Source organism: Sediminibacterium sp., assembly GCF_051861365.1.
Lineage (GTDB): Bacteria > Bacteroidota > Bacteroidia > Chitinophagales > Chitinophagaceae > Sediminibacterium.
Map to the genome: position 1 here is coordinate 1 of NZ_JBHYCW010000026.1, position 23237 is coordinate 23237.

Annotated in this window: 22 protein-coding genes; 7 read left to right on the top strand and 15 right to left on the bottom strand. The window is 41.1% G+C overall.

Annotated elements, in window-relative coordinates; translation table 11 throughout:
• Positions 1 to 203 precede the first annotated feature (203 nt).
• The 3 genes from trmB to ACTIEV_RS11770 are packed head-to-tail and all read left to right on the top strand — an operon-like array spanning position 204 to position 1503.
• A complete protein-coding gene (gene trmB / locus ACTIEV_RS11760) occupies positions 204 to 914 on the top strand; it encodes a tRNA (guanosine(46)-N7)-methyltransferase TrmB (protein WP_439516526.1) in 711 nt (236 codons plus the stop codon).
• Positions 889 to 1092 (top strand): DUF5522 domain-containing protein, encoded by a 204-nt coding sequence (locus tag ACTIEV_RS11765; protein WP_178888836.1) that lies wholly within the window; start codon positions 889 to 891, stop codon positions 1090 to 1092. The genes trmB and ACTIEV_RS11765 overlap by 26 nt, the downstream gene beginning before the upstream one ends.
• Before the next feature lie 24 nt (positions 1093 to 1116).
• Complete coding sequence (locus ACTIEV_RS11770; RefSeq protein ID WP_322195338.1) at positions 1117 to 1503, top strand: MGMT family protein; 387 nt, start codon at positions 1117 to 1119, stop codon at positions 1501 to 1503.
• Positions 1504 to 1602: 99 nt separating this feature from the next.
• On the opposite strand, the gene ACTIEV_RS11775 is transcribed toward ACTIEV_RS11770, so the two are convergent.
• From ACTIEV_RS11775 to ACTIEV_RS11840, 14 genes are all read right to left on the bottom strand, one after another.
• Complete coding sequence (locus ACTIEV_RS11775; protein ID WP_322195337.1) at positions 1603 to 2187, bottom strand: DUF420 domain-containing protein; 585 nt, start codon at positions 2185 to 2187, stop codon at positions 1603 to 1605.
• Between the two features lie 76 nt (positions 2188 to 2263).
• Complete coding sequence (locus tag ACTIEV_RS11780; RefSeq protein ID WP_322195336.1) at positions 2264 to 3076, bottom strand: SCO family protein; 813 nt, start codon at positions 3074 to 3076, stop codon at positions 2264 to 2266.
• A gap of 73 nt (positions 3077 to 3149) precedes the next feature.
• Entirely contained in the window at positions 3150 to 3614 is a 465-nt protein-coding gene (locus ACTIEV_RS11785) for a cytochrome C oxidase subunit IV family protein (protein WP_250686636.1), read from the bottom strand.
• Between the two features lie 33 nt (positions 3615 to 3647).
• Positions 3648 to 4328, bottom strand: coding sequence for a cytochrome c oxidase subunit 3 (locus ACTIEV_RS11790; RefSeq protein ID WP_133474391.1), 681 nt, complete (start codon positions 4326 to 4328; stop codon positions 3648 to 3650).
• Positions 4329 to 4405: 77 nt separating this feature from the next.
• The gene (locus ACTIEV_RS11795; RefSeq protein WP_439516527.1) at positions 4406 to 4927 is read right to left on the bottom strand and encodes a cytochrome c oxidase subunit 3; all 522 of its coding nucleotides are present in this window, start codon (positions 4925 to 4927) and stop codon (positions 4406 to 4408) included.
• Between the two features lie 132 nt (positions 4928 to 5059).
• Positions 5060 to 5959 carry a heme o synthase gene (gene cyoE, locus ACTIEV_RS11800; RefSeq protein ID WP_322195334.1) on the bottom strand — a complete coding sequence of 300 codons (900 nt, stop codon included), beginning with the start codon at positions 5957 to 5959 and terminating at the stop codon, positions 5060 to 5062.
• 170 nt (positions 5960 to 6129) lie between these two features.
• Entirely contained in the window at positions 6130 to 7947 is a 1818-nt protein-coding gene (locus tag ACTIEV_RS11805; RefSeq protein WP_178888828.1) for a cytochrome c oxidase subunit I, read from the bottom strand.
• Positions 7948 to 8010: 63 nt separating this feature from the next.
• A complete protein-coding gene (locus ACTIEV_RS11810; protein WP_322195333.1) occupies positions 8011 to 9087 on the bottom strand; it encodes a cytochrome c oxidase subunit II in 1077 nt (358 codons plus the stop codon).
• Between the two features lie 151 nt (positions 9088 to 9238).
• The gene (locus ACTIEV_RS11815; protein WP_322195332.1) at positions 9239 to 10468 is read right to left on the bottom strand and encodes a quinol:cytochrome C oxidoreductase; all 1230 of its coding nucleotides are present in this window, start codon (positions 10466 to 10468) and stop codon (positions 9239 to 9241) included.
• Positions 10469 to 10594: 126 nt separating this feature from the next.
• Complete coding sequence (locus ACTIEV_RS11820; RefSeq protein WP_322195331.1) at positions 10595 to 11215, bottom strand: c-type cytochrome; 621 nt, start codon at positions 11213 to 11215, stop codon at positions 10595 to 10597.
• A 19-nt stretch (positions 11216 to 11234) separates the two neighbouring features.
• Positions 11235 to 11825 carry a DUF3341 domain-containing protein gene (locus ACTIEV_RS11825; RefSeq protein ID WP_322195330.1) on the bottom strand — a complete coding sequence of 197 codons (591 nt, stop codon included), beginning with the start codon at positions 11823 to 11825 and terminating at the stop codon, positions 11235 to 11237.
• Between the two features lie 90 nt (positions 11826 to 11915).
• Complete coding sequence (nrfD, locus tag ACTIEV_RS11830) at positions 11916 to 13358, bottom strand: NrfD/PsrC family molybdoenzyme membrane anchor subunit (protein ID WP_322195329.1); 1443 nt, start codon at positions 13356 to 13358, stop codon at positions 11916 to 11918.
• Between the two features lie 127 nt (positions 13359 to 13485).
• A complete protein-coding gene (locus ACTIEV_RS11835; RefSeq protein ID WP_322195328.1) occupies positions 13486 to 16593 on the bottom strand; it encodes a TAT-variant-translocated molybdopterin oxidoreductase in 3108 nt (1035 codons plus the stop codon).
• Positions 16594 to 16832: 239 nt separating this feature from the next.
• Entirely contained in the window at positions 16833 to 18026 is a 1194-nt protein-coding gene (locus ACTIEV_RS11840; RefSeq protein ID WP_439516528.1) for a c-type cytochrome, read from the bottom strand.
• A gap of 367 nt (positions 18027 to 18393) precedes the next feature.
• Between ACTIEV_RS11840 and purN the strand changes: the two genes are divergently transcribed.
• From purN to ACTIEV_RS11860, 4 genes are all read left to right on the top strand, one after another.
• Positions 18394 to 19341 (top strand): phosphoribosylglycinamide formyltransferase, encoded by a 948-nt coding sequence (purN, locus tag ACTIEV_RS11845; RefSeq protein ID WP_322195326.1) that lies wholly within the window; start codon positions 18394 to 18396, stop codon positions 19339 to 19341.
• A 161-nt stretch (positions 19342 to 19502) separates the two neighbouring features.
• Positions 19503 to 20549: a hypothetical protein gene (locus ACTIEV_RS11850; RefSeq protein ID WP_439516529.1), complete on the top strand. Its 1047-nt coding sequence runs from the start codon at positions 19503 to 19505 to the stop codon at positions 20547 to 20549.
• A 24-nt stretch (positions 20550 to 20573) separates the two neighbouring features.
• Positions 20574 to 22028 (top strand): MBOAT family O-acyltransferase, encoded by a 1455-nt coding sequence (locus ACTIEV_RS11855; protein WP_322195324.1) that lies wholly within the window; start codon positions 20574 to 20576, stop codon positions 22026 to 22028.
• A 146-nt stretch (positions 22029 to 22174) separates the two neighbouring features.
• On the top strand, positions 22175 to 22612 hold the full coding sequence (locus tag ACTIEV_RS11860; protein WP_322195323.1) for a hypothetical protein: 438 nt from the start codon (positions 22175 to 22177) through the stop codon (positions 22610 to 22612).
• 82 nt (positions 22613 to 22694) lie between these two features.
• Here the strand turns inward: ACTIEV_RS11860 and ACTIEV_RS11865 are convergent, their stop codons facing one another.
• Positions 22695 to 22901: a YgaP family membrane protein gene (locus ACTIEV_RS11865; protein WP_322195322.1), complete on the bottom strand. Its 207-nt coding sequence runs from the start codon at positions 22899 to 22901 to the stop codon at positions 22695 to 22697.
• Between the last annotated feature and the right edge of the window lie 336 nt (positions 22902 to 23237).

Consider the following 23237-nt stretch of genomic DNA (forward strand, 5'->3'; position numbering starts at 1 on the left):
ACTGTATTGGATAGCTCTAATCCAACAATCACAGACATCCGGTATCAAAAATAAATTTTCTCCGGACAGCAATGGCTGCAAGCTACACGCTGCAAACCTTCATGCAATCGGATCTCTTTTATTGTTTCCTGCACCTTGACACTTTCTTGTTCCCTGTTCCTTGTTTCTTATTTCCTATTCCTCTGTTTTGTACTTTTGCCCGAATGGGACAGAAAAAGTTGATACGATTTGAAGCCATCAAAGGGTTTGATAATGTGCTGGAGTATCCGGAAGGGATGCAAGGTAAATGGAATGAGTTTTTTAAGAATGATCATGCTATTACCGTTGAACTGGCTTGTGGTAAAGGAGAATATGCTGTTGGACTTGGGCGTATGTATCCCGATCGAAATTTTATTGGAATTGATATCAAAGGCAACCGTATTTGGCGAGGAGCAAAAACGGCTTTGGATGAAGGACTAGATAATGTTGCATTCATCCGCTCTCACATGGATAAAATCACGAACTATTTTCAAGTGGGAGAAGTATCTGAAATATGGATTACATTTCCCGATCCTCAATTGCGTATTTCTCGGGCTAAGAAAAGATTAACCCATCCTAAGTTTCTTCGACTATACCAACAGATTTTATCACCCGGCGGATTGGTTCATTTGAAAACCGATAGTCCGGATTTGTATCAGTTTACTTTATTGGTGATACAACTATATGGATTGACATTACTAGAACAGTCTGATAATATCTACGCTCAACCCCATATAAAACCGGAATTGTGTATCAAAACGCATTATGAAGGCCTAGACATTGCACAAAGTAATCGGATTCATTATCTATGTTTTAGATTAGACAAGGAATTACCTTTAGAGACTGATACGATTTTAAAAAGCCACCTGCATGAACCGGCAACTGATAGAGGGTAAAGATTTTTATTACGATGAACATGGTTATGTCGTGTTCACAGAAGCTTACCATATAAGTAAGGGGTATTGTTGTGGACATGGGTGTAGGCATTGTCCGTTTGACTATGAATCAGTACCCGAACCCCGTCGCTCAGAATTACTCGCTCAAAAACAAAAAGCGACTGAGCCAAAAGCGTAAATTGCCTGTATAAATTTTATACAGGTGCCACCAAAAAAATCAACTGAAAAACCCAGGACTGTATTACCATCCGGCAGTAAAGATGTTTCTTTCTTTGAACAGGTATATGATGTGGTTCGACAAATACCTAAAGGGCGTATCACTTCTTATGGTGCTATTGCTGCTTTCTTGGGCACTAAAATGAGCGCCAGGATGGTGGGCTGGGCGATGAATGGATCTTTCCACGTAAAACCAAAAGTACCTGCACATCGTGTTGTGAACAGAAACGGTATGCTCAGTGGGAAAGCGCATTTTGCTACACCCACATTGATGGAAGAATTATTAGCCAAAGAGAAGATCAAAGTGAAAGATGATATGATCGTTGACTTTGAAAAAAAGTTTTGGGATCCGGCAGTAGAAATTGGTTTATAAGCCGCAAGCTTCACGCTGTAAGCCACAAGGTGTTTGTAAAACAATACTGTTTCGAATCAATCACTTGCGGCTTGAAGCTTGTAGCTTATGGCTCATAGCTTAAGTATAGTAAGGACTAATCATCCAATACACAACCGGACCCGTTACAGCTACATAGAACCATAACGGCCAAGTGATCTTCGCGATTTCTTTGTGTTGTGCATATTCACCGGTGAGACCTCTGTAAGCAGTGAATAGAATAAAAGGAAGAATGACTGCTGCTAAAAAAATATGGGTGACCAGAATGATATAGTAGACTATTCGCATACTACCCACCGCTAGTTTTTCTGCTTCACTTACCAAGCCGTCGTGATCTGAATCACCGAATTTGGCTTCTCCTGCTAACAGATGATGTGCAATATAAGATACCAGAAAAGCTACTGATAGTAATAAAGCCAACATCATGATTCGCTTATGCAATGCATAGCTCTTCTGCTTTACTGCAACCAATGCGGCTACCAATAAAACGGCAATGGAAGCATTGATGAATGCATTGATCTTCGCAAAAATATGTACATCGAAATTTACACTGATATCCAGTTTAACTCTGCCAAGTACTACAACCGCTGTAAATACTACAACAGAGAATATACCGATGAGCCAGCGGGCTTGTTTATCGTTTTTGGGGAGAGAGGGTTCTAGCATAATGTTTAGTTTATTGCCAATGTCCGAAGGACTCCTTCGGAGAATACACAGAATAACACTGAATCATTCTAAAAGTTTATCCATTTATTTTACGTCTGCTTCTCATGTACAGCACAAAGAAAATAACTGCTAATACAATGATCAACCACAACCAGCTTAGGTCAATGATCTGCATGAATACAGTGCTCTTTTTCTTTTTATCTTTTTCCAGCATCAGAAATCCAATATCTCTCGCCAGTTTTGAGAGTGAGGTTGAATCCAATCCGTTGTAATATCCTCTTACATAGCGGTCTTTATCCAAGAGTACAAATCTTGTGGTATGTACGAAATCAGGACTCATCGGTTCTTCGCTAAACTTGTCTACTTTTAGTTCTTCATATGCAAAACGATATATGGAATCTTTACTCCCAGTCAGCATCCACCAATTATCGTGGTTTACACCAAAGCGATCTGCATAATCTTTTAATACACTTACAGAATCGTGTTCCGGATCTACTGTAAAAGAAACAAATTGTACAATGGAAGTATCGATCTTATTGCGAACATTGCCACCTTTCAAAAACGACTGTTGCAGCTTTGACATGTTTCTGGTGAGTCCCGGGCAAATGCTTCTGCAACTGGTGAAGAAGAAATCAACCACCATGATCTTACCTTGCTTATCATACAAACTCACTGTTTCGCCGAGATGATTCTGCAAAGTAATGTTAGATGTCTTGTGCCAAACGCTATCCGTGATCATCTTACCTTTCTCTACCCTCGTGACAACGGTATCCAGTAAATATTTACGTGGCATATCCACGGCTGACTCACTGGCATATTTCAGGATCAGGTAACAAAGAATGGGAATGAACACCGCTACCAACAAACCAAGTATCGCTTTCTTATTCATATTGAGAAGTATAAAAAAACCATCGCCAAAACAGCGATGGTTTGAACAGTAATAAGGTTATAACAAGTATCTCTTAGTGTTTGTTTTCCACCGCACCTTCACTCTTATGCGTAGAATCTGCATGGGCACCTGCTGCAGCGCCATGTGATCCATGTTCTTTCTTCTCTACTTTGATGGTGCTTTGCTCTTTGAAATAAGGATCGTATGTATTACGTAAATTTCTGAAAGAGTTACCATCTGCTAGGAAAGCGATGATAAACCAGATAAACAAAGCCAAAGGAACCACGATCGTCATGATCAGATTTTTGATCTCATGTTTCAGGTGCATGAAATATCCAACGATATAAAATGCTTTTGCTAACATCAGAATGATGATGGCACCTTTAATAGCAAGAATCAAACCTTTGTTTTCCATACCAATCATCCAAAAACCAAGTGCCAGTTCAATGATGGTTAAAACAGAAAGTATGATAGTTACTTTTTTGATCTCACTGGTACCGCCGCCATGTGTTTCTTCGTGACCTACTGAATGTGACATATCAATATCTTAATTAAATGAACGAATGTTTGATTAAACCAGATAAAAACAAGTGAATACGAATACCCAAACCAGATCTACAAAGTGCCAGTACAATCCGGCTTTTTCAATCATCAGGTAATGTCCACGCTGTTCAAATTTATCCATCAGTGTCATGATCAACATCACGATGTTGATGATCACTCCGGAGAATACATGGAAACCATGGAATCCGGTGATGGTAAAGAAGTAGTTCGTAAAGTTGGTTGAAGAAGCAGTTCCATCAGCATTCAAGAATGGATTGCTACCCCACCATGCACCTTCATGATGCAAGTGTGTCCACTCCCAAGCCTGACAACCCAAAAACGCCAAACCACCGATGATAGTCCAGATCAAGTTTTTAACCACACCTTTTTTATCCATGTTATGTCCTGCATGCACGGCCAATACCATGGTAACAGAACTGATGATCAGGATAAAAGTCATGATACTAACAAACACCAACGGTGCATTTACCCCTTCTGGTGCAAAAGGGAAACTTTTGAAGACCTCATTGGGGTCAGGCCATCCATTGGTTGAGAAGCGGATGGTACCATAAGAGATCAGGAAAGCTCCAAATGTGAAGGCATCACTCATCAGAAAATACCACATCATCAGTTTACCATACTCCACATTGAAGGGACTCTTTCCTCCACCCCACAATTTGGTTGTTGTTGCAGTTGTTGTCGTTGCCATGATCGTTCTAAAAATTTCGTTACAAAAATATTGGCTGTTGTTCAAAAAAGGTGAATAAACCCTAACTTTTTCTTGAACTATCCGATCCAATTATAAAAGATGAATAGATAGATCCAAAGTATGTCTACAAAGTGCCAGTAAGTACCCGCTACTTCCACCGGAATAGCGCTGTACGACTTCACTTTGCTGCTATATGCACGAATAAACATCACCAATAGTGCAATTACCCCGCCGAGTACGTGTACCATGTGTAAACCTGTGATCACAAACAGAAAAGAGGCGGCCGAGTTGCTTTTAGGACCTACCAAGGCAATACTGCGTGCTTCAAGGTCATTAAAGCCCATGTATTGAAGAATAATGAATAAAAGACCTAATGTCGCCGTCACTGTCATTAGCGTACGGTAGCGACCCATTTCTCTGGCCTTAAAAGCTTTTGTCGCTAGGTACATGGTTAGGCTGCTCACCAATATCACTACGGTAGAATACCAAAAAACAATTGGCAGGTCAAATTCGAGCCAACTGCTTTGGTTCTTTTTTACGATGTAAGCACTGGTTAATCCGGCAAAAGCCATCACAATGCTTCCCATCGCTACCCACATAGTGAATTTGTGGGGGTGAATTCTTTTTGGTTCGTTTGTTGTCGCACTTGTCATCATCTCAATTTATTATTTGTGAAAAGTGAAAGGTGAAAAGCGAAAAGATTTTTTGACTTTTCACCTTTCACTTTTCACTCATTTTATTTTATCCGCCAGCAAAGCCAGCAACACGATCGGCAGATAGATATAACTGCTGAACATCACTCTTCTGGCTGCCTTTACGTCCATTTCTTTATATAGTCTGATACTTTGCACTACCATAAATAAATTAGCTGCTATCACGATCCACATACTCGTTTCACCGGTCAGTCCAAAATAGTAGGGTAGAATACCTACAGGTATCATCAACACCGAATACATCACTGCTTGTAATGCAGTAAATTTTGTTGGTCCCAGATCAGAAGGCAGTAATTTAAATCCTGCTTTACTGTAATCACTATGTGCTACCCAGGCAATGGCCCAGAAATGTGGGAACTGCCAGAGGAATTGTATACCGAATAAGATCCATCCACCTGCACCAAAATCATCATTACCTGCCACCCATCCGATCAAACAAGGCAAAGCCCCCGGGAATGCACCTACCAATACCGCTATTGAATTGATTTTCTTTAATGGCGTGTAGATATAAGCGTATAAAAACAAACTGAAAGCCGACAATAGTGCTGATGACAAATTGAAGAAATACCACATCATGGCAACACCTAATAAGCCTGCGATCAGCGCAAACACATAAGCTTCTTGTTGTTTCATTCTACCATTCGCTACCGGTCTTTTTCCCGTGCGCTTCATCATGGCATCGGTATCTTTTTCTACTGCCTGATTAATAGCGTTGGCACTTCCTGTTACCAACATACCCGCAATAAAAAGAACTACAATCATCCCCAAATCATACTCCACCACTTTTGGTGCCAGCAAATAACAGACCACACAAGAAAAAACCACTGTAAAGCTCAGCGTGAACTTAATGAGCTGAAAGTAGTCTTTCACTTTGGCCGCTACTGAAAACGAAGCGGAATCTTTTGTATCTGCTGTCATGTATTTTAAGGGTCTCTTATACAACGAATATCTATGCCATCCTACTAACCACTAATCCTCTACTACTGATATCCTTTCTTTGAATCTTAAAAACAATGCTCCCGATGTGCGGGAGCATTGTCAATATTAAATACCTGCTTTTGTTCTGAATGATGCAGGTGATTGATCATTTAGTGATGACTTTCATCTGCTCCCACCGGTGTTGTTTGTGCAATGAATTCCTTTCCATCCTTACCATAGTCATACGCCCAACGATGTACTTCAGGAATTTCTCCCACCCAGTTACCGTGTCCGGGTTTGATCGGTGTTGTCCATTCCAAAGTGGTTGCACCCCATGGATTCAATGTCGTCACTTTTCTTCCTTTGAAAATAGAATAGAAGAAGTTGAACAGGAACAATAACTGTACAGCGAATACAATCATCGCAACAGTACTGATGAATCTGTTCAGCTCCGCAAATTGCTTGAAGCTTTCCCAGATACTGTAATCGTAGTAACGACGTGGCATACCGGCCAGACCTTCATAGTGCATTGGCCAGAAGATCAGGTAAGCACCTGCGATGGTTACCCAGAAGTGAATATAACCCATTGTGTTATTCAGGTAACGACCATACATTTTAGGGAACCAGTGGTAGATACCGGCAAACATACCGAACATAGATGCCACACCCATTACAATATGGAAGTGTGCAATTACGAAATAAGTATCATGCAGGTGGATATCCAATGCTGAGTTTCCTAACCAGATACCTGTTAAACCACCTGAGATGAATAAGCTTACAAATCCGATAGCGAACATCATACCCGGAGTAAAACGAATATTGCCTCTCCACAATGTTGTTAACCAGTTGAACACTTTGATAGCGGATGGTACAGCGATCAATAATGTCAAGAGTACGAAGATGGAACCTAAGAATGGATTCAATCCCGTTACGAACATGTGATGCGCCCAAACCAAGAACGCTAGAATGGCGATCGCGAACAATGAACCAATCATGGCCATGTAACCGAAGATCGGCTTACGAGAGTTCACGGAAAGAATCTCTGATACCATACCCATAGCTGGCAACAGGATGATATATACTTCGGGGTGACCTAAGAACCAGAACAAGTGCTGGTACAGGATGGCGCTACCGCCTTCATTAGGCAATGCACCTACACCATTGATAAAAATATCTGAGAGATAGAAACTGGTTCCGAAGTTTCTGTCGAAGATCAACAGAATAAAACCAGAGAACAATACAGGGAATGATAATACACCCAATACTGCAGTGAAGAACAATGCCCAAATGGTCAATGGCATACGTGTCATGCTCATACCTTTTGTACGCATGTTTAATACAGTAGCGATATAGTTCAAACCTCCCAATAATGAAGACACTACGAACAATGCCATTGAGATCAGCCACATATCCATACCGATCTTAGAACCCGGTGACGCATCACCCAAAGCACTCAATGGAGGATAAGCTGTCCAACCACCGCTGAATGGACCTGTCTCTACAAACATAGACGACAACATCACGATACTAGCTGCAAAGAAGAACCAGTAGCTCAGCATATTCATGAAAGGAGATGCCATATCACGGGCACCTACTTGTAAAGGAATTAAGAAGTTGGCGAAAGTACCGCTCAAACCGGCAGTCAATACGAAGAATACCAATACAGTACCGTGTGTAGTAACCAAAGCATAATAAGCTTCCGGAGTGATACGACCACCTTTAGCCCATTTACCCAGGATATCTTCTAACCAAGGGAAAGTAGCATCAGGATAACCCAGCTGCAAACGGAAGAGCACACTCATCAAACCACCCAATACAGCCCAAACCATACCGGTGATCAGGAACTGTTTAGCGATCATTTTATGATCTTGGCTAAACACATACTTAGTGATGAAAGTCTCATGATGGTGATGCTCATGATGATGATCGCCATGACCTTCGTGTGTGGTCACCGCTCCATGTGCATGCACTACTGCTTCGTTACTCATAATCTTCTTTTAAAAATTTCTATCAATGATAACAACCGATTGCTATTACGGTTGAACAATGTTTTACAATTTGGCTACTGCTTTCTTTGCTGCTTCAACAGGTTTCGCAGAAGCTGTCTTTACGCTATCTGTAGCCGGCTTCGGAGCAGCAGGATCTTTATCAGGAAACTGCTGAACATAGTATGGTTTTTGTTTTACCATCCATGCATCATACTCTTCCTGTTCTACTACTTCAATCACGCCTTTCATAGAATAGTGACCATTGCCACACATTTGGTCGCAACTGATTTCATATTGGAAATCAGGATTATTGGTCATCTCTTTCATTTCTTTGGTGGTGTACTTCGGCGTAAACCATAAGGTTGTTGGAATACCCGGAACCGCATCCATCTTCATACGAAAATGAGACAGACCTACGTCATGAATCACATCTCTTGAACCGATGATCAATTTAACAGGCTTTCCTTTTACGAGATACATGGTTTGTTCCATTACCACATCATCATGCGCTAATTCATCTTCCCAGATCAAACCCAAGCTATTGGAAGCATTATCGATGTTCTTGTAATATTTCTTTCCGAAAGAACCATCTTTACCCGGATAGCGATAGATCCATCCGAATTGTTTTCCGGTTACTTCTACCACCATTGCATTCTGTGGAGCCTCACCTGTAAACAGGAACCAGTTGCGCAAACCGATCACCACCAATACAGTTAAAGCAATGGCAGGAATTACGGTCCAAATGATCTCCAATTTATTATTGTGCGGGAAGAAGAACACTTTACGGGTATCGCTTTCCTGATACTTATAAGCAAACCAGAATAAGATGATCTGTGTAATAATGAAAACAATACCTGTTACAGCCAGGGTAACCCATAACATGGAATCTACTCTTGCACCTTCCACACTGGCAGCATCCTGAACCAATAAGGTTTTACCATAGTACAGTTCATTACAATACCACACACCGATCAGACCCAATACCAGAAAACCGATCATCAGGAATCCGTTGATCTTATTGTTCTGCTTACGGCTAACTTCTTCTCCTTTCAGTACTGAAACATATTCACTTGCTTTCGCGATCTGGAAGATCACCACGAAGATCAGTACGATTACGGCTGTTGTTAAAAACATTGTCATAATGCTATCAGTATTAAATCAATTTGAGAATGTATTAATTTGAAAATTTGAAAATGAGATTATCATCATTTTCGGTTATTCAAATAAATATTCATTTTCAAATCTTCAAATTTTCAAATTTTCTTCAACTGAGTCCTTTCGGACAAATTAACTACACCTGGTGAATCACACTCTCCTTTAAGAAAGGATGATATTTTGGTACCAATGGTTTTTTAGTCAGCGCTTTACCTACACCCAAGATCATCATACCCACAAACAAGCTCAGAATTCCGAAATCTAACCAACCTAAGGTCACATGCTCCTTAGACAGACTTCCCATGATCATTTGGTAAAAATCGATCCAATGCCCAAAGATGATCAATACTGCCATAAAAGTTACAAGTGTGTAATTTCTCTTCGCTGAGCGTTTCATCAGGATCAACAAAGGACATAAGAAGTTGATGATGAGGTTCAGGAAGAAGATGCCTTTATATGGACCTTGTACTCTGTGTTTGAAGTATACAGTTTCTTCAGGAATGTTTGCATACCAGATCAACATGTACTGAGAGAACCATAAGTAAGTCCAGAAAATAGAGAACGCAAACATGAACTTTCCGATATCATGCAAGTGTTCTTGAGAAGTTAATTCGAGGTAACCTTTATTCTTCAAATAGATCACCCAAAGAGCGATCAATGACATACCGGATACAAATGAACTTGCAAAAGTGTACCAGCTATACATCGTAGAGTACCAATGTGCATCGATACTCATCATCCATAACCAAGGAACGGTAGAACCTACTGTTAACGCAAACCATACTGTAAATAAAGCAGCACGAATGGTATTTCTCCAGATAAAGCTGGCACCTTTTTCTGCATCCATAGGAACTTCATCTGCTTCACTGCTCAATTGACGCATTCTCCATCCTAAGATGCTCCATAAACCGATGGTCAATGTAGTCCAAACGATGAAGAATACAGGATTCAAGAATCCTGCTTTTCCTTTCAGGATCGGGTCATTGGCAACCGCTTCACTATCTAACCAATGATAGATATGGTGTTTATGTCCAACAACAACATAGATCAAAACTGCAAAAGTGATAGCACCAAAAATAGGCACCATGGTAGAAATCGCTTCCGGAATACGACGGAATGACTGCTGCCATCCGCCCATTGCCATGGTGGTAACGCAAATAAAGAACATGCTGGCATTACATACCAGTGTCCAGAAAATGGTATTGTACATCAGTGTACCCCAGAAAATGGTTTGCTCATGTTCATCAGAACTGAAACCTTTGATCACGAGTCCGGCAATCAGCGCTACAAGACCTACGCCGATCAGGGCATAAGACCATGTTTTCATTTTTCCGGGTATCTCAAATTGCGTTTTGATAGATGCCATTTTTATTCTTTTAGAATCAGTTGTTATATTTTTTCCGGATTAAAATCCGGTTTATTTATTTTCTCCCTCCGGACTGAAGTCCGGAGCTATTTAAAGAATCGGACAATCATTTACCGGCACTCTTGCTTATTTGGCTGCTGTTGTTGTAGCAGCTGTAGCTTTCGCTTCTTTTTGTTTGATCTTAATATATTTAATCACCATCCAGCGTTGCTTGCGGTTTAACTGAGATGCATAAGATCCCATCAAGTTCTTACCATACGTAAGAGAATAGAACATTTGTCCATCAGGCATTACTGACACCAATGGATCTGCAATCAGATTTTTAGGCGCTGCAGTGTACGGTCCGTTACCATCTTTCCATAATGGACCATTACCATCCAATTTGGTTCCATGACAAATACCGCAATTGATTTGATACAGACGCTCAGCTTCGATCGTCTCAGCTTCAGTCATAGAATCAATCGGATTGGGTACTGCTCTTGATGCAAAATAATTAGTGGTATCACCCGGAACATCTTTCGCAATATGGAAAGGCAATTCAGCACCTCTTGGTAAAGTACCTTCTACAGGCATTGCTGTATAATGAATTCCTTTCTCAGTCAGATTGCTATAATCTGCATAAGATTCGTAAGCGCGGCTATAAGCCATATCAGGCATGTAAATAGTACCTGGCGTACGCTTAACATCACTACATGCTACAATGGTAGTTGCAGTGGCAGCAAGAGCTATGATCAGTAATTTCTTCATCTTCTTTCTTATTCAAAAATTAAGCAGCAACGATTTCTTTGTTTTCAAAAGGCATTTCGTCTTTGTCGTAACGACCTAACCACCAACCATCTTCAGCAACCTGAACATCTGTTTCTACAGCACCATTGCTGGTGAGGAATGCTTTCAAATCATCGGTATTGGTTTTATCGGTACATTCAATCACCATCACGAACAGATCATCTGTTGCACGGGGATGGAAATGATGTTTTTTCACAAAAGGAGCCAGTTGACACAGGTAGCAGAAAGTGAGTACCATACCTACCGCTGCAAATAATACGGTCAGCTCGAAAATAATCGGTACCCAAGCTGGCAATGCAAAGTGTGGCTTACCACCAATGTTCAATGGCCAGTCACGGGTAAAGATCCAGCTGATGCAACTTAATGCAGTAGAGGTTCCGGTAATACCATAGACAAAACCTGCAGTGTGCAAACTAGTTTCTCTCAATCCCAGTGCATGATCCAATCCATGTACCGCAAATGGTGTGTATACATCATGGATCTTGTAACCTGACGTACGAACTTTCTTCACCGCAGGAAACAATACTGCTTCGTCATCAAAACAGCCTACTACGAATTTCTTTTTTGCCATACCCCTTGATCCCCTAGAGGGAAATTTTGGTTTACAATTATTTTCAATCATCCAACAACCCACTCAACACCCCCTTCAGGGGCTGGGAGTTTAATGGTGCGCTTGTTCAAGTACAAACTCTTCCAATTTCTGCTCTTCAATATTGCCCATCTTATTCTTATAGCCTTCACCTGTTGTTTTCAATACATACTTGATCTCTGCGATCGCAATTACCGGGAAGTATTTCGCGAAGAGGAAGAAGCAGGTAAAGAACAATCCGAATGTACCGGCATAGAAACCGATCTCCCAGATAGTTGGACTATAGTATACAGACCAGCTTGATGGTAAGTAATCACGGTACAATGAAGTAACGATGATCACAAAACGCTCAAACCACATACCGATGTTTACGATGATACTCATGAAGAAAGTCACGAATAGATTTCTTCTCATTTTGCGGAACCAGAAGATCTGCGGACTCAATACGTTACAAGCCATCATACCCCAATAGCTCCATCCATATGGACTGAACAGGTAAGCACGGCTATACCAGAATGTGTATCCTTCATATTTATTTTGGCTATACCAACCCATGAATAATTCAGTGAGGTAGGCAACACCCACTATAGAACCTGTTAACACAATTACTTTATTCATCGCTTCAATGTGACCGATGGTAACATAATCTTCCATCTGAAACACTTTGCGAACGATCACCATTAGTGTTTGTACCATTGCAAATCCGGAGAAGATCGCACCCGCAACGAAGTATGGCGGGAAGATCGTTGTATGCCAACCCGGAATTACTGAGGTAGCGAAGTCAAAGGATACGATCGTGTGTACTGACAATACGAGTGGCGTACTCAAACCGGCCAATACAAGTGAAAGACTTTCATGACGCTGCCAGTGTTTGGTAGAACCTGTCCAACCGAAAGAGGCAATACCATACAAACGCTTACGCAATTTTGTAAAGGCACGATCACGAACAGTTGCAAAGTCAGGAATCAAACCGGAATACCAGAATAAAAGAGATACAGTAAAGTAAGTAGAGATCGCAAATACGTCCCACAACAATGGAGAGTTAAAGTTCACCCATAAAGGACCACGTGTATTTGGATAAGGAAGTACGAAGAACGCCATCCATACACGACCCATGTGGAAGATCGGGAACTGACCGGCACACATTACCGCGAAGATGGTCATCGCTTCTGCAGCACGGTTCACACCTGTTCTCCAACCCTGACGGAACAATAACAAGATCGCTGAGATCAGTGTACCTGCGTGACCGATACCTACCCACCATACGAAGTTGGTGATATCCCAACCCCATCCAATGGTCTTATTCAGGTTCCACTGTCCAATACCGTAAGTCACTTCACGATAAACGCTGTATACACCAAACAACAAAAGGGCTACAGAGATATAAAAACCGATGTACCATAATTTGGTAGGCTTGGCTTCAATAGGCTTAACGATGTCTTCAGTTACCTGATGGTAAGTTTTGTCACCGTACACCAACGGTTCTCTAAGCTGTGATTCGTACTTTAAATGCATCTGGTCTTATTTTGGTCCATGGATCAGTGTTAGTGGTCCATAGTTATTTTAGATCTTTTGAGTTAAAGTGAAAGGTCAAAGGTGAAACGTGAAATATTTTTCACTTTTGACTTTTCACTTTTGACTTCTATGCGTGTTCTGCTTCTTTTTTAGTCTCATGCTTTCCTTCACCATGCGCAGATTCTGTGTTACGCACTTTTGCGAGGTAAGTAACACCCGGTAATACGTGCAGTTGCTCCAATACATAGAACTGACGATTCGGATTCTCTGTTCTCACCATGGTGATGGCGCTATGTTTATCATTGGCATTACCAAAAGTGATGGCGTTAGTAGGACATGCCTGCTGACATGCTACTTTGATATCGCTGTCTACCAATGGTCTGCTTTCTTTCTTCGCTTTCAACTTGCTCTCTTGTAAACGCTGTACGCAGAATGAACATTTTTCGATCACACCACGTGAACGTACGGTTACATCCGGATTCAGTACCATGCGGGTAAGATCATCGTTCATGTTCAACACCACATCATTTACAATACCTTCCTGGTTGTTACCGAAGCTATCTGATCCAGTGTAGTCTGACCAGTTAAAGCGACGTACTTTATAAGGACAGTTGTTCGCACAATATCTGGTACCGATACAACGGTTATAAGTCATTTGGTTGATACCTTCTGAACTGTGGTTCGTAGCTGCTACCGGACAAACGTTCTCACATGGAGCATTATCACAGTGCTGACACATCAGCGGCTGGAATACTACATTTGGATTATCCATATCACCGCTATAATAACGGTCGATACGTAACCAATGCATTTCATGTCCGCGTAATACCTCAGGCTTACCTACAACAGAAACGTTGTTCTCAGCATTACAAGCCACCACACAAGCACCACAACCGGTACAAGTATTCAAGTCAACGCTCATGCCCCATTTAATACCCGGTCTGTCATAAACAGGATAAATGGTACCCTGACTTTCAAACTTTTCCAATCCGCCCCAAGGCTTCAATTCATGATCACGCTCTTCGCGGATCTCTGTTGGATGTTTCTTATAGTCAGCCAGAGTCAATTCTTTCATTACCTCGGTACGATTACCTTGTGTGGTATCGTAGCGATTGTGTGTTTGCGTCAATGCAACCGGATATTTTTCACCGGTTACAGTGATCTCAACACTTGTATTGGTATAGCTTACTACACCATTGCTGATGCTTGCGAGCGGGAAGGCATTTTGTCCAACACCTGCAGCTGCTTTACCAATATTATTGCTTCGGCCATATCCTACAGCGATACCGATGGTATCAGGATGTGTGCCCGGGATGATCAATACAGGCAGTGAAATTTCTTTACCATTGGCAACTACTTTCACCACTTTCTTTGGAGGATTTACTTCATAAGCATCCGCTTGTCCGCCATTGTTCAAATCGATATCCAAAATAGTTCTCGCCAATGGAGGAGAAACAATTACATAGTTATCCCAAGTAGCACGTGTAACCGGATCCGGTAATTCTTGTAACCATGGGTTAGAAGCACCTTGTCCGGCACCGATACCTACTTTTTCATACAACACCAATTCATACTTACCACCTTTTTTACCTGATGTAGCAGCGGCAACAGCAGCACCTACAGAAGCTCCGTTGAAAGAGCCGGGCTTGGTAGCTGATTCACCCAAACTGATCACACCATCCTGAAGCGCTTTATCCCAACCGGTTTGTCCGCCCAGTTTAGTACTCCAGAAATTTTTCAGATAAGCGAGATAATCAGCAGTATTACCACTCCACTTCAGCAGGCTATCTTGCCACTGACGTGTTTTGAATAAAGGATAAATAGTAGGTTGGATGAAAGAGAAGTGACCGGTTTTTGCTTCTGCATCACCCCAGCTTTCCAAGTAGTGATGATCAGGCACTACGAACTTACACAGTTCAGCAGTTTCATCCATTTTAGAAGCAAAAGAAACGGTTGTTCTTACTTTTTTCAATCCTGCTTTGAATTTCTCAGCATCGAACCAAGTATAAGCAGGGTTTGCACCATAAACCAATAAAGTATTTACAATCCCTGCATTCATGTCTTCTACCAATCTCACAAAATCAGCATCGACACCTGCACGCTGGTGATTCATAACACCCCAGTTGATGGTAGTTCCACCGGCACCGATCGCGTTGTTGATCGCATTCACAATGATCTGAACATTCACATCATTACTACCTGCTACCACCAATGCAGCACCTTTATTTTCGTTCAAGGTTTTCGCTGCTTTTTCAATACCGGCTTTCAGTTTTGCATCACTGATTCCGTTTACACCCTGACCATTTACTGCACTCAATAGAGCAGCAGCAATAGCACCTGTTTCAGATGGGCGGTGTAAATATTTTTCATCGGCATTAGAACCGGTCATAGAAGCTACAGATTCAAAATGAATATGCTTGCTCATGCTTGGGTTCTTCTCGTCGATCTTTTTACCCGCGGCATATTGCTTAGAGAATTCAACCGGACTTAACCAAGTACCTAAGAAATCGGCACCCAGACTCACGATGGCTTTTGCATTCTCAAAATGATAAGAAGGGATACCGCGAACACCATAAGTAGCTTCATTGGCTTGCAACATGGCACTGTAAGAAACAGCATCGTATGTTACGTGGCGGCTACCGGGGTTCTTAGTTAGAAATTCTGCAATAATGGCTTTGGTAGAGGGAGATGTGATAGTGCTGGTTAAAATCACCACATTACCACCTACTGCACCGGCCAATGCTTTATCAATGGCTTCGAATGTTACCTCTTTACCATCAATGGTAGGGAAGCGTAAACGAGCAGTATCATAGAGGTCTAAAACAGAAGCCTGAACACGGGCAGAAGTACCGCCTTTAGTGATCGGACTCAGATCATTACCTTCAATTTTAATAGGACGACCATCACGCACTTTCGCCAAAACACTTACTACGTCACCATCTTGAACATAAGTGGTCGCATAGTAATTAGAGATACCGGGAACGATATCTTCCGGCTTATTAGCAAAAGGAATGGCTTTCTTTACGGGCATTTCACAGCTTGCAGCTACGGCAGCAGCAGCAGTACTAAATCCCAGGTACTTCAGAAAGTCTCTGCGCGGAGCAGCTGTTTCCAGGAAACTCTTGCTTTCATCACCTACAAAGGGCAATTCTTCCTTGAATTCGTCTTTTACTTCTTTATTGTAAGCCTCAGACTGATTCAGCTCTCCAAAACTTTGCCAGTACTTTTTTTCCATCTTGTTAATTTGAAAATGTGAAAATTTGAAGATTTGAAAATGATAGTATCCTCTTCCCCAAATTTCTTTTCGTTACTATATCAATTTGAAAATTTGTGAGTTTGAAAATTCTCAAACTACAATCTTCTTTTTCTAATTATTCTGACACACATTATTAACTTTAAAACCGAAGGTTTTGAAAATCTGAATCTGCTTTCATTTTCAAATTTTCATCCGCCTGAGGCGGACCCATTTTCAAATTAATAATGACATTTCTGACATTCAGTACCACCGATTGCTTCCACAGTAACACCTTTGGTGCTATCCATTTTTCCGCTCTTCAGATCCTGATGGTATTTCTCATAAATGCTATAGAAACCATTGTCTTTGAACTGAACTTGTGTTTCGCGATGACAGTTGATACACCAGCCCATGCTTAAATCAGTGAATTGTTTTACCTCACCCATTTTCTGAATCTCACCATGACAAGTCTGACACTCAACCTTACCCGCTTTAACGTGCTGAGAGTGGTTGAAGTATACGTGATCAGGCAGGTTGTGGATACGCACCCACTCAATTGGTTTTGCTTTTGAAGGATCCCAAGGTTTACCGGGTTCAAAACCTGCGTATTTGTATAATTTTTGAATTTCTGCTGTACCATTGATCTCATCACCGTCTTCTGTGTACATTTTCTCACCATTGTACTCATTGATAGACATGTGACAGTTCATACAAACATTCACAGAAGGAATAGTAGCTTGTTTGCCCTGGTATACACCGGTATGACAATACTGACAGTTGATCTGATTGATACCTGCGTGTACTTTATGAGAATAGTAAATAGGCTGTTCAGGCTGATAATCTTTGCTACGACCCAATGCCATAGCACCTTTTGAGGTAAGGTAACCACCCACTACGAACAAGATCACAGTGATCATAGCGATATAGCTCTTATTTCTCCAGAAAGGAACAGGCTCAATCGGACTGTGACCTTCGCGCTCATCCGCCAACTTCTTCAGGTTTGCATTTACCTGCAACAAAATCAGGGCTACAACGGCCAAGATCAGGGTGAGGATACCAAATAATAAGGTATTATCACTTTCAGCAGCCGCAGCGGCATTCGGATCAGCAACACCTCCAGCAGCCGCAGCGGCACCCGGAGCAGGAACTGAATTAATATAAGTAATGATCGCACCAATCTCCTCATCCGTCAGATTTGGGAACTGGTTCATCGCTGTTTTATTCCATGTATTGTACAGGTCATTCGCGTACTTATCACCTGTTTTCAGGAAAGCCGCACTGTTCCTGATCCAGGAATACAAATTCGCCTTATTCGGCCAACGATCTTCCACACCAGCCAATGCCGGACCCGTAGAAGGTTTATGTACCTGGTGACAAGATGCACAGTTTGTAGTAAAAAGAGCTTTACCATCTTGCGCAGAAACTGTATTCACTGTTGAAAAACCCAAGAAAAGGAGTGCACTCAGCAGGCAAATCTTGGTTATGTGTCTAAAAGATATCATATACACAAACGTGGTTCTTGGTGTGGAAAAATATCCGTGAACGGTTGCAAAAATATGACAGGATGCTGACAAAAACCAAACCTTGTAGAATTTTTTTTATCCTTATCTGGCTTGTGTTTCAGCGAATTGATGCATTTGAGACAAAATGAATGTCATGCTTTGGTGTACATATTTGAAATGCCACTGAAGACACAGAGGAACACTGAAGAAGAAAAAAATTCTGTGCCCTTCTGTGCTTTCAGTGGCAAAAAAAACAAAACATGAAAGTTTCCTCCTCTTTTTATCGCATTTTTGACACATGTTTCGTCGCCTGAAAGAAAAATGGAAGCTCAACTGGACCGGTTTCGTACTTGTTTTCACCACATTTGCCCTTGGCGGAAGTCTTTGCGGTTATACCGGAAAGAAGCTCATGGCCTTTACTTCACTGGATAAAGGACTTTTTTATTATATAGTCTACATCATTCTTGTTACCATCATCTGGCCACTTTGTGTGTTAACAGTCAGTATTCCCATGGGGCAATTCCCTTTTTTCAAGAACTACTTGGCTAAGATGTGGAGGAGGATCTCAGGAGGGGGAGGAAGTGAAAAGGGAAAAGTGAAAGGTGAAAGGGATGTCCATGGACAAAATCCAAATCCGACATCAGACATCAGACATCTGACATCTGACATCAAACGTATAGCCATCTTCGCCTCCGGTGCGGGGAGTAATGCGGCAAAGATCATTGCACATTTAAAAGATCATCCTGCTATTCAGGTTGCGTTGATTGTTTGCAATAAACCCGGCGCGGGTGTCATTCAGATTGCAGCAACGCATAACATTCCGGTATTGATGATCGAAAAAGAAAAATTCTTTCGCGGTGACGCCTATGTAGATGAGATCAAACACCAAAGTAAAATTGACTTCATTGTCTTAGCAGGTTTCTTATGGAAAGTTCCGATTGCATTGATTCAGGCCTATCTGAATCGAATCATTAATATACATCCTGCACTCTTACCAAAATATGGTGGTAAAGGGATGTATGGTATGCATGTACACGAAGCAATAATCAAGGCGGGTGAAAAAGAAAGTGGTATTACCATTCATTATGTCAATGAACATTTTGATGAAGGAGAAGCTATTTTTCAGGTACACTGTGAAGTCACTCCTGATGATACTCCTGAAACACTCGCGCAAAAGATCCATCAACTAGAACATGAGCACTTTCCAAAAATCGTAGAAAAGGTTGTGCTTACACAGATGTCTTGATGGCATGATTTCTCTTTCATAAAATTATTGCTACAATACTTGCACAAATCAATTATTCCCTCTACTTTGTCCTATTGGTACATGATCAGTGTGTTGAATGAATAGCATTTAAACATCTGCTTCATCATAAAGCAAGGTGTTCACTATAACCCTACATCAGCATGAAACACACGCCTTTGCGTAATGCCCTTCTATTGGCATGCGGGATCGTTATTCTCTTTTTAATTTTCTGGGAAACCTATCTAAGATCAACCGGTATCGGTATCTCCTATGACGATGGTCCTGAGTTATGGACACATAAACGTTCTCTCGTAACTAAGGAGCAAGAAAGAGCTACCGTATTTATCGGATCGTCAAGGAATAAATATGATCTCGATATCGAAATATGGAGATCATTGACAGGTGAAGATGCCATTCAACTTGCCTTTGAAGGCACTTCTCCCATGCCGGTGCTGGATAATTTGGCCGATGATAGTTTATTCAAAGGAAAATTAGTAATCGACGTAACAGAGATGCTCCTGTTTTCAACCAATCCGGAGGATTCGCGGCTGGCTAAAAAAGGACTTGATTACTATAAAAATATTACCCCTGCACAATGGTTCAGTTTTCAAGTCAATAAACCTTTAGAATCAAAGTTCGTTTTTTTAGAGCGTGATTATTTTTCTATCAAAGCACTTTTAAAACGAATAGATATTCCTACACGTGCAGGCATGGAAAAAGAACCACTGTTCCCGATTGATTTTGGAAGAATCAGTTTTGATCGTCAAAATAAAATGTCTGATAAATTTTTGAAGGAAATTTCCATTCAGGATAGTGTAAAAAATATCTGGTCTTATTACAGTAGAATGGGAGCGAAACAACCACCTCCCACACAACAATCCATTGACTCTATATTTCAGGTGATCCAAAAAGATGTACAAAAGATTACTGCAAGAGGTGGTAAAGTAATGTTTGTAAGAACACCCTCAAGTGGCATATTCCTCCAGATAGAACAACAAATTTTCCCGAGAGAACATTTCTGGAACAGAATACTCAGCGTGACAGGTGCCCCAGGTATTCACTTCATGGATTATCCTGAGCAACAACTGATTTGTCCGGAAGACTCCCATCTTTCTCCAACTGATGCCATTACTTATACAAAAAGTTTGGTGAAAGTGCTTGAAACAGAGAAAGGATGGAGTTTTCCCAACAAAACAAAAAGCAATTAATTACCGCCACCCAACTACTATTTTATGGTTTTCAATTCATATACATTCATCGTTTTCTTTCTTGTGATGATGGGACTTTATAATCTTCCCATTTCCTGGAAATCCAGAAAGATCATTTTATTACTCGGCAGTTATCTTTTTTATGCAGCTTGGAACCCGCCATTTATTCTATTGCTTTGGCTCTCTACTGTTGTTGATTTTTTTGTAGGCCGAGCTTTGTATACCCAAGAAAACAAGGCCAAAAAGAAACTGCTGCTAGTGGTTAGTTTAATTGGAAATCTCGGCATGCTTTGTTTCTTTAAATACGGAGCATTTTTACTAGAAAATTTTGTAACCGTTGTAAATGCATTAGGCATGGATTATCATCCTGCCAAACCCAATATCATCCTTCCGGCAGGTATTTCTTTTTATACATTCACTACACTTTGTTACACCATTGATATGTATAAAAAAGAAAGTAAGCCGGTAAAATCAATGCTTGACTTTTCTCTCTTTGTTACTTTCTTCCCGCACCTTGTTGCGGGTCCGATTGTTCGTCCACCCCAACTCGCGCCACAATTTGAATCGCCAAAAAAAGCTACTGCCCAGCAGATCTATGAAGGACTGTTTTTATTATCATTAGGATTGTTCATGAAAGTAGTGCTAGCCGATGGTATGCTCGCTTCTCCTGCTGATACCGTATTCGGTGCGCAAAAATCATTGCACACATTGGATGCATGGCTTGGCGTATTGGCATTCTCAGGTCAAATTTTCTTTGACTTCGCAGGATATTCTACCTGTGCAATCGGCGTTGCTGCTTGTATGGGTTTTACATTACCTGAAAACTTTAAATACCCTTATGCTGCCACAGGATTCTCTGATTTCTGGAGACGATGGCATATTACTTTATCAGCCTGGTTACGCGATTATCTATACATACCCATTGGTGGTAACAGAAAAGGTCCATTCCGAACCTATATCAATTTAATGATCACCATGTTACTCGGAGGATTGTGGCATGGTGCTAACTGGACATTTGTAGTGTGGGGTGCATTACATGGTTTATACCTGTGTATCGAGAAATTAATTCAAGATATGTCGAAGAAAAGTAGTCTGGATGAAAATGGTTCTGTTGCATTACCCGATCAAAAGAAAAATATGTCATGGGGGTTCATGAAAGCCATGTTTGTATTCTTTCTGGTAAATGTAACCTGGGTATTTTTCCGCGCTCCTGATTTTACATCTGCATGGCGACTACTACTATCTATGTTTTCGAGTGTTAAAGACAGTAAAGCTGTATTGCCATCTCTTGACGTATTAGTTGTTGCTATCGTTATTGTCTTGATGGTATTGTTTCACTGGCGTATGCGCAATACCAGTGTGCTACAAGCTGCGGCAAAAATGCCTGCTTGGTTGCTGGGTATTGTATGGTCAGCCATGCTCATCTTATTAATATTGAGTCAAGAGAGCAGCGGCTCTTTCATTTATTTCCAGTTTTAAAATAGACAAGAATAAATGAGATATCCCTTATTGGATATCTCATTTATTTTTCCTAAATTTAAGCAACAACAGGTCTTATCATCGCTAGGCTTTTTCCAATCGCAAGTGTGTTTTGCATACATCATTCAACCACAAAACCAATCGATATGGAAACAGGAACTTCCCCTTACCAATACTCAATGGCCACACGTGGCATTTTGGGTGGATTATTTGTTGGCATCGGCACTACCGTCATCAATCTTGCTTTTGATCTGATCTACAGAAAAGTAACCGGCTATGAGTTTGCAGAATGGGTCAACATTAACTCTATCATTTATTTCACGATTCCAACATTGATAGCTGCGGGTATTGTATATGCAGCAATGGTTGAATACCTGAAAAAAGGAGCCGTACTGTACACATTACTTTGCATTTGTCTGGTAACAATTGTAGCATTCATTCCACTGGGGCCTAATATGATGCCCACCGGCGAACAATTACCAGCCAGCGCCCGCGGGCTCACACTCGGCATTGAAATCATCACCGGCATCTCCGGCTGTTTTGCACTTCCTTATTTTGCCAAGCATCCGGATGTTTGGGGCTGAGAGAATCAGGAATCAGAAACATGAAATAAGAAACTAGGAAGTGAAATGCTCCATTACTTTCTCATTCCTGATTTCATGTTTCTTATTTTTTATTCCCACAGCTATTGATACCGAATATGGCATACAAAGGACAAAAACCCATAACAGACACCATCAGAAATACGCCGCCAAATACCAGCAAGACAGTTCCCCAGGTTCCTGTTACGGTACCTGTAAAATAAAGTGCGGAAAAAACAATTGCCAGTATTACACGAATGACTCTGTCTGCATTGCCCATGTTTGTTTTCATATAGAAGTGTTTAGTTAACGAGATTGAAAAAACCGTACGATCAGCCATACCAATGCCACACAAATCACACACACCAAAGCCAACCGTAACCATTTTGATTTCATCTTACAAGGTACTCATTAAGTGGGCATTATTTTATGATAATTGTCATGTCAATTGTGAATCGTGAGCGCTGAATGGAGTGTATCATTAAAAACCGCCCTCTTTCCATACTCAATATTGACAATTCACTACTCACCAATTCAATATTGACAATTCACCATTCACCATTCACACCCCTTCTCCACCGATTAATCCCATACAATTCCCCACTTCGATTTATATTCGAACTTATTC

Excerpts from the sequence above, each read along its gene's own strand:
- ACTIEV_RS11765 (WP_178888836.1), top strand. The coding sequence starts at position 889 with ATGAACCGGCAACTGATAGAGGGTAAAGATTTTTATTACGATGAACAT.
- ACTIEV_RS11850 (WP_439516529.1), top strand. The coding sequence starts at position 19,503 with ATGAAACACACGCCTTTGCGTAATGCCCTTCTATTGGCATGCGGGATC.
- nrfD (WP_322195329.1), bottom strand. The coding sequence starts at position 13,358 with ATGCATTTAAAGTACGAATCACAGCTTAGAGAACCGTTGGTGTACGGT.
- ACTIEV_RS11825 (WP_322195330.1), bottom strand. The coding sequence starts at position 11,825 with ATGGCAAAAAAGAAATTCGTAGTAGGCTGTTTTGATGACGAAGCAGTA.
- trmB (WP_439516526.1), top strand. The coding sequence starts at position 204 with ATGGGACAGAAAAAGTTGATACGATTTGAAGCCATCAAAGGGTTTGAT.
- ACTIEV_RS11865 (WP_322195322.1), bottom strand. The coding sequence starts at position 22,901 with ATGAAAACAAACATGGGCAATGCAGACAGAGTCATTCGTGTAATACTG.
- ACTIEV_RS11815 (WP_322195332.1), bottom strand. The coding sequence starts at position 10,468 with ATGGCATCTATCAAAACGCAATTTGAGATACCCGGAAAAATGAAAACA.
- purN (WP_322195326.1), top strand. The coding sequence starts at position 18,394 with ATGTTTCGTCGCCTGAAAGAAAAATGGAAGCTCAACTGGACCGGTTTC.
- ACTIEV_RS11795 (WP_439516527.1), bottom strand. The coding sequence starts at position 4,927 with ATGTGGGTAGCGATGGGAAGCATTGTGATGGCTTTTGCCGGATTAACC.
- ACTIEV_RS11835 (WP_322195328.1), bottom strand. The coding sequence starts at position 16,593 with ATGGAAAAAAAGTACTGGCAAAGTTTTGGAGAGCTGAATCAGTCTGAG.
- ACTIEV_RS11810 (WP_322195333.1), bottom strand. The coding sequence starts at position 9,087 with ATGACAATGTTTTTAACAACAGCCGTAATCGTACTGATCTTCGTGGTG.
- ACTIEV_RS11855 (WP_322195324.1), top strand. The coding sequence starts at position 20,574 with ATGGTTTTCAATTCATATACATTCATCGTTTTCTTTCTTGTGATGATG.
- ACTIEV_RS11805 (WP_178888828.1), bottom strand. The coding sequence starts at position 7,947 with ATGAGTAACGAAGCAGTAGTGCATGCACATGGAGCGGTGACCACACAC.
- ACTIEV_RS11780 (WP_322195336.1), bottom strand. The coding sequence starts at position 3,076 with ATGAATAAGAAAGCGATACTTGGTTTGTTGGTAGCGGTGTTCATTCCC.
- ACTIEV_RS11785 (WP_250686636.1), bottom strand. The coding sequence starts at position 3,614 with ATGTCACATTCAGTAGGTCACGAAGAAACACATGGCGGCGGTACCAGT.
- ACTIEV_RS11820 (WP_322195331.1), bottom strand. The coding sequence starts at position 11,215 with ATGAAGAAATTACTGATCATAGCTCTTGCTGCCACTGCAACTACCATT.
- cyoE (WP_322195334.1), bottom strand. The coding sequence starts at position 5,959 with ATGACAGCAGATACAAAAGATTCCGCTTCGTTTTCAGTAGCGGCCAAA.
- ACTIEV_RS11790 (WP_133474391.1), bottom strand. The coding sequence starts at position 4,328 with ATGGCAACGACAACAACTGCAACAACAACCAAATTGTGGGGTGGAGGA.
- ACTIEV_RS11860 (WP_322195323.1), top strand. The coding sequence starts at position 22,175 with ATGGAAACAGGAACTTCCCCTTACCAATACTCAATGGCCACACGTGGC.
- ACTIEV_RS11775 (WP_322195337.1), bottom strand. The coding sequence starts at position 2,187 with ATGCTAGAACCCTCTCTCCCCAAAAACGATAAACAAGCCCGCTGGCTC.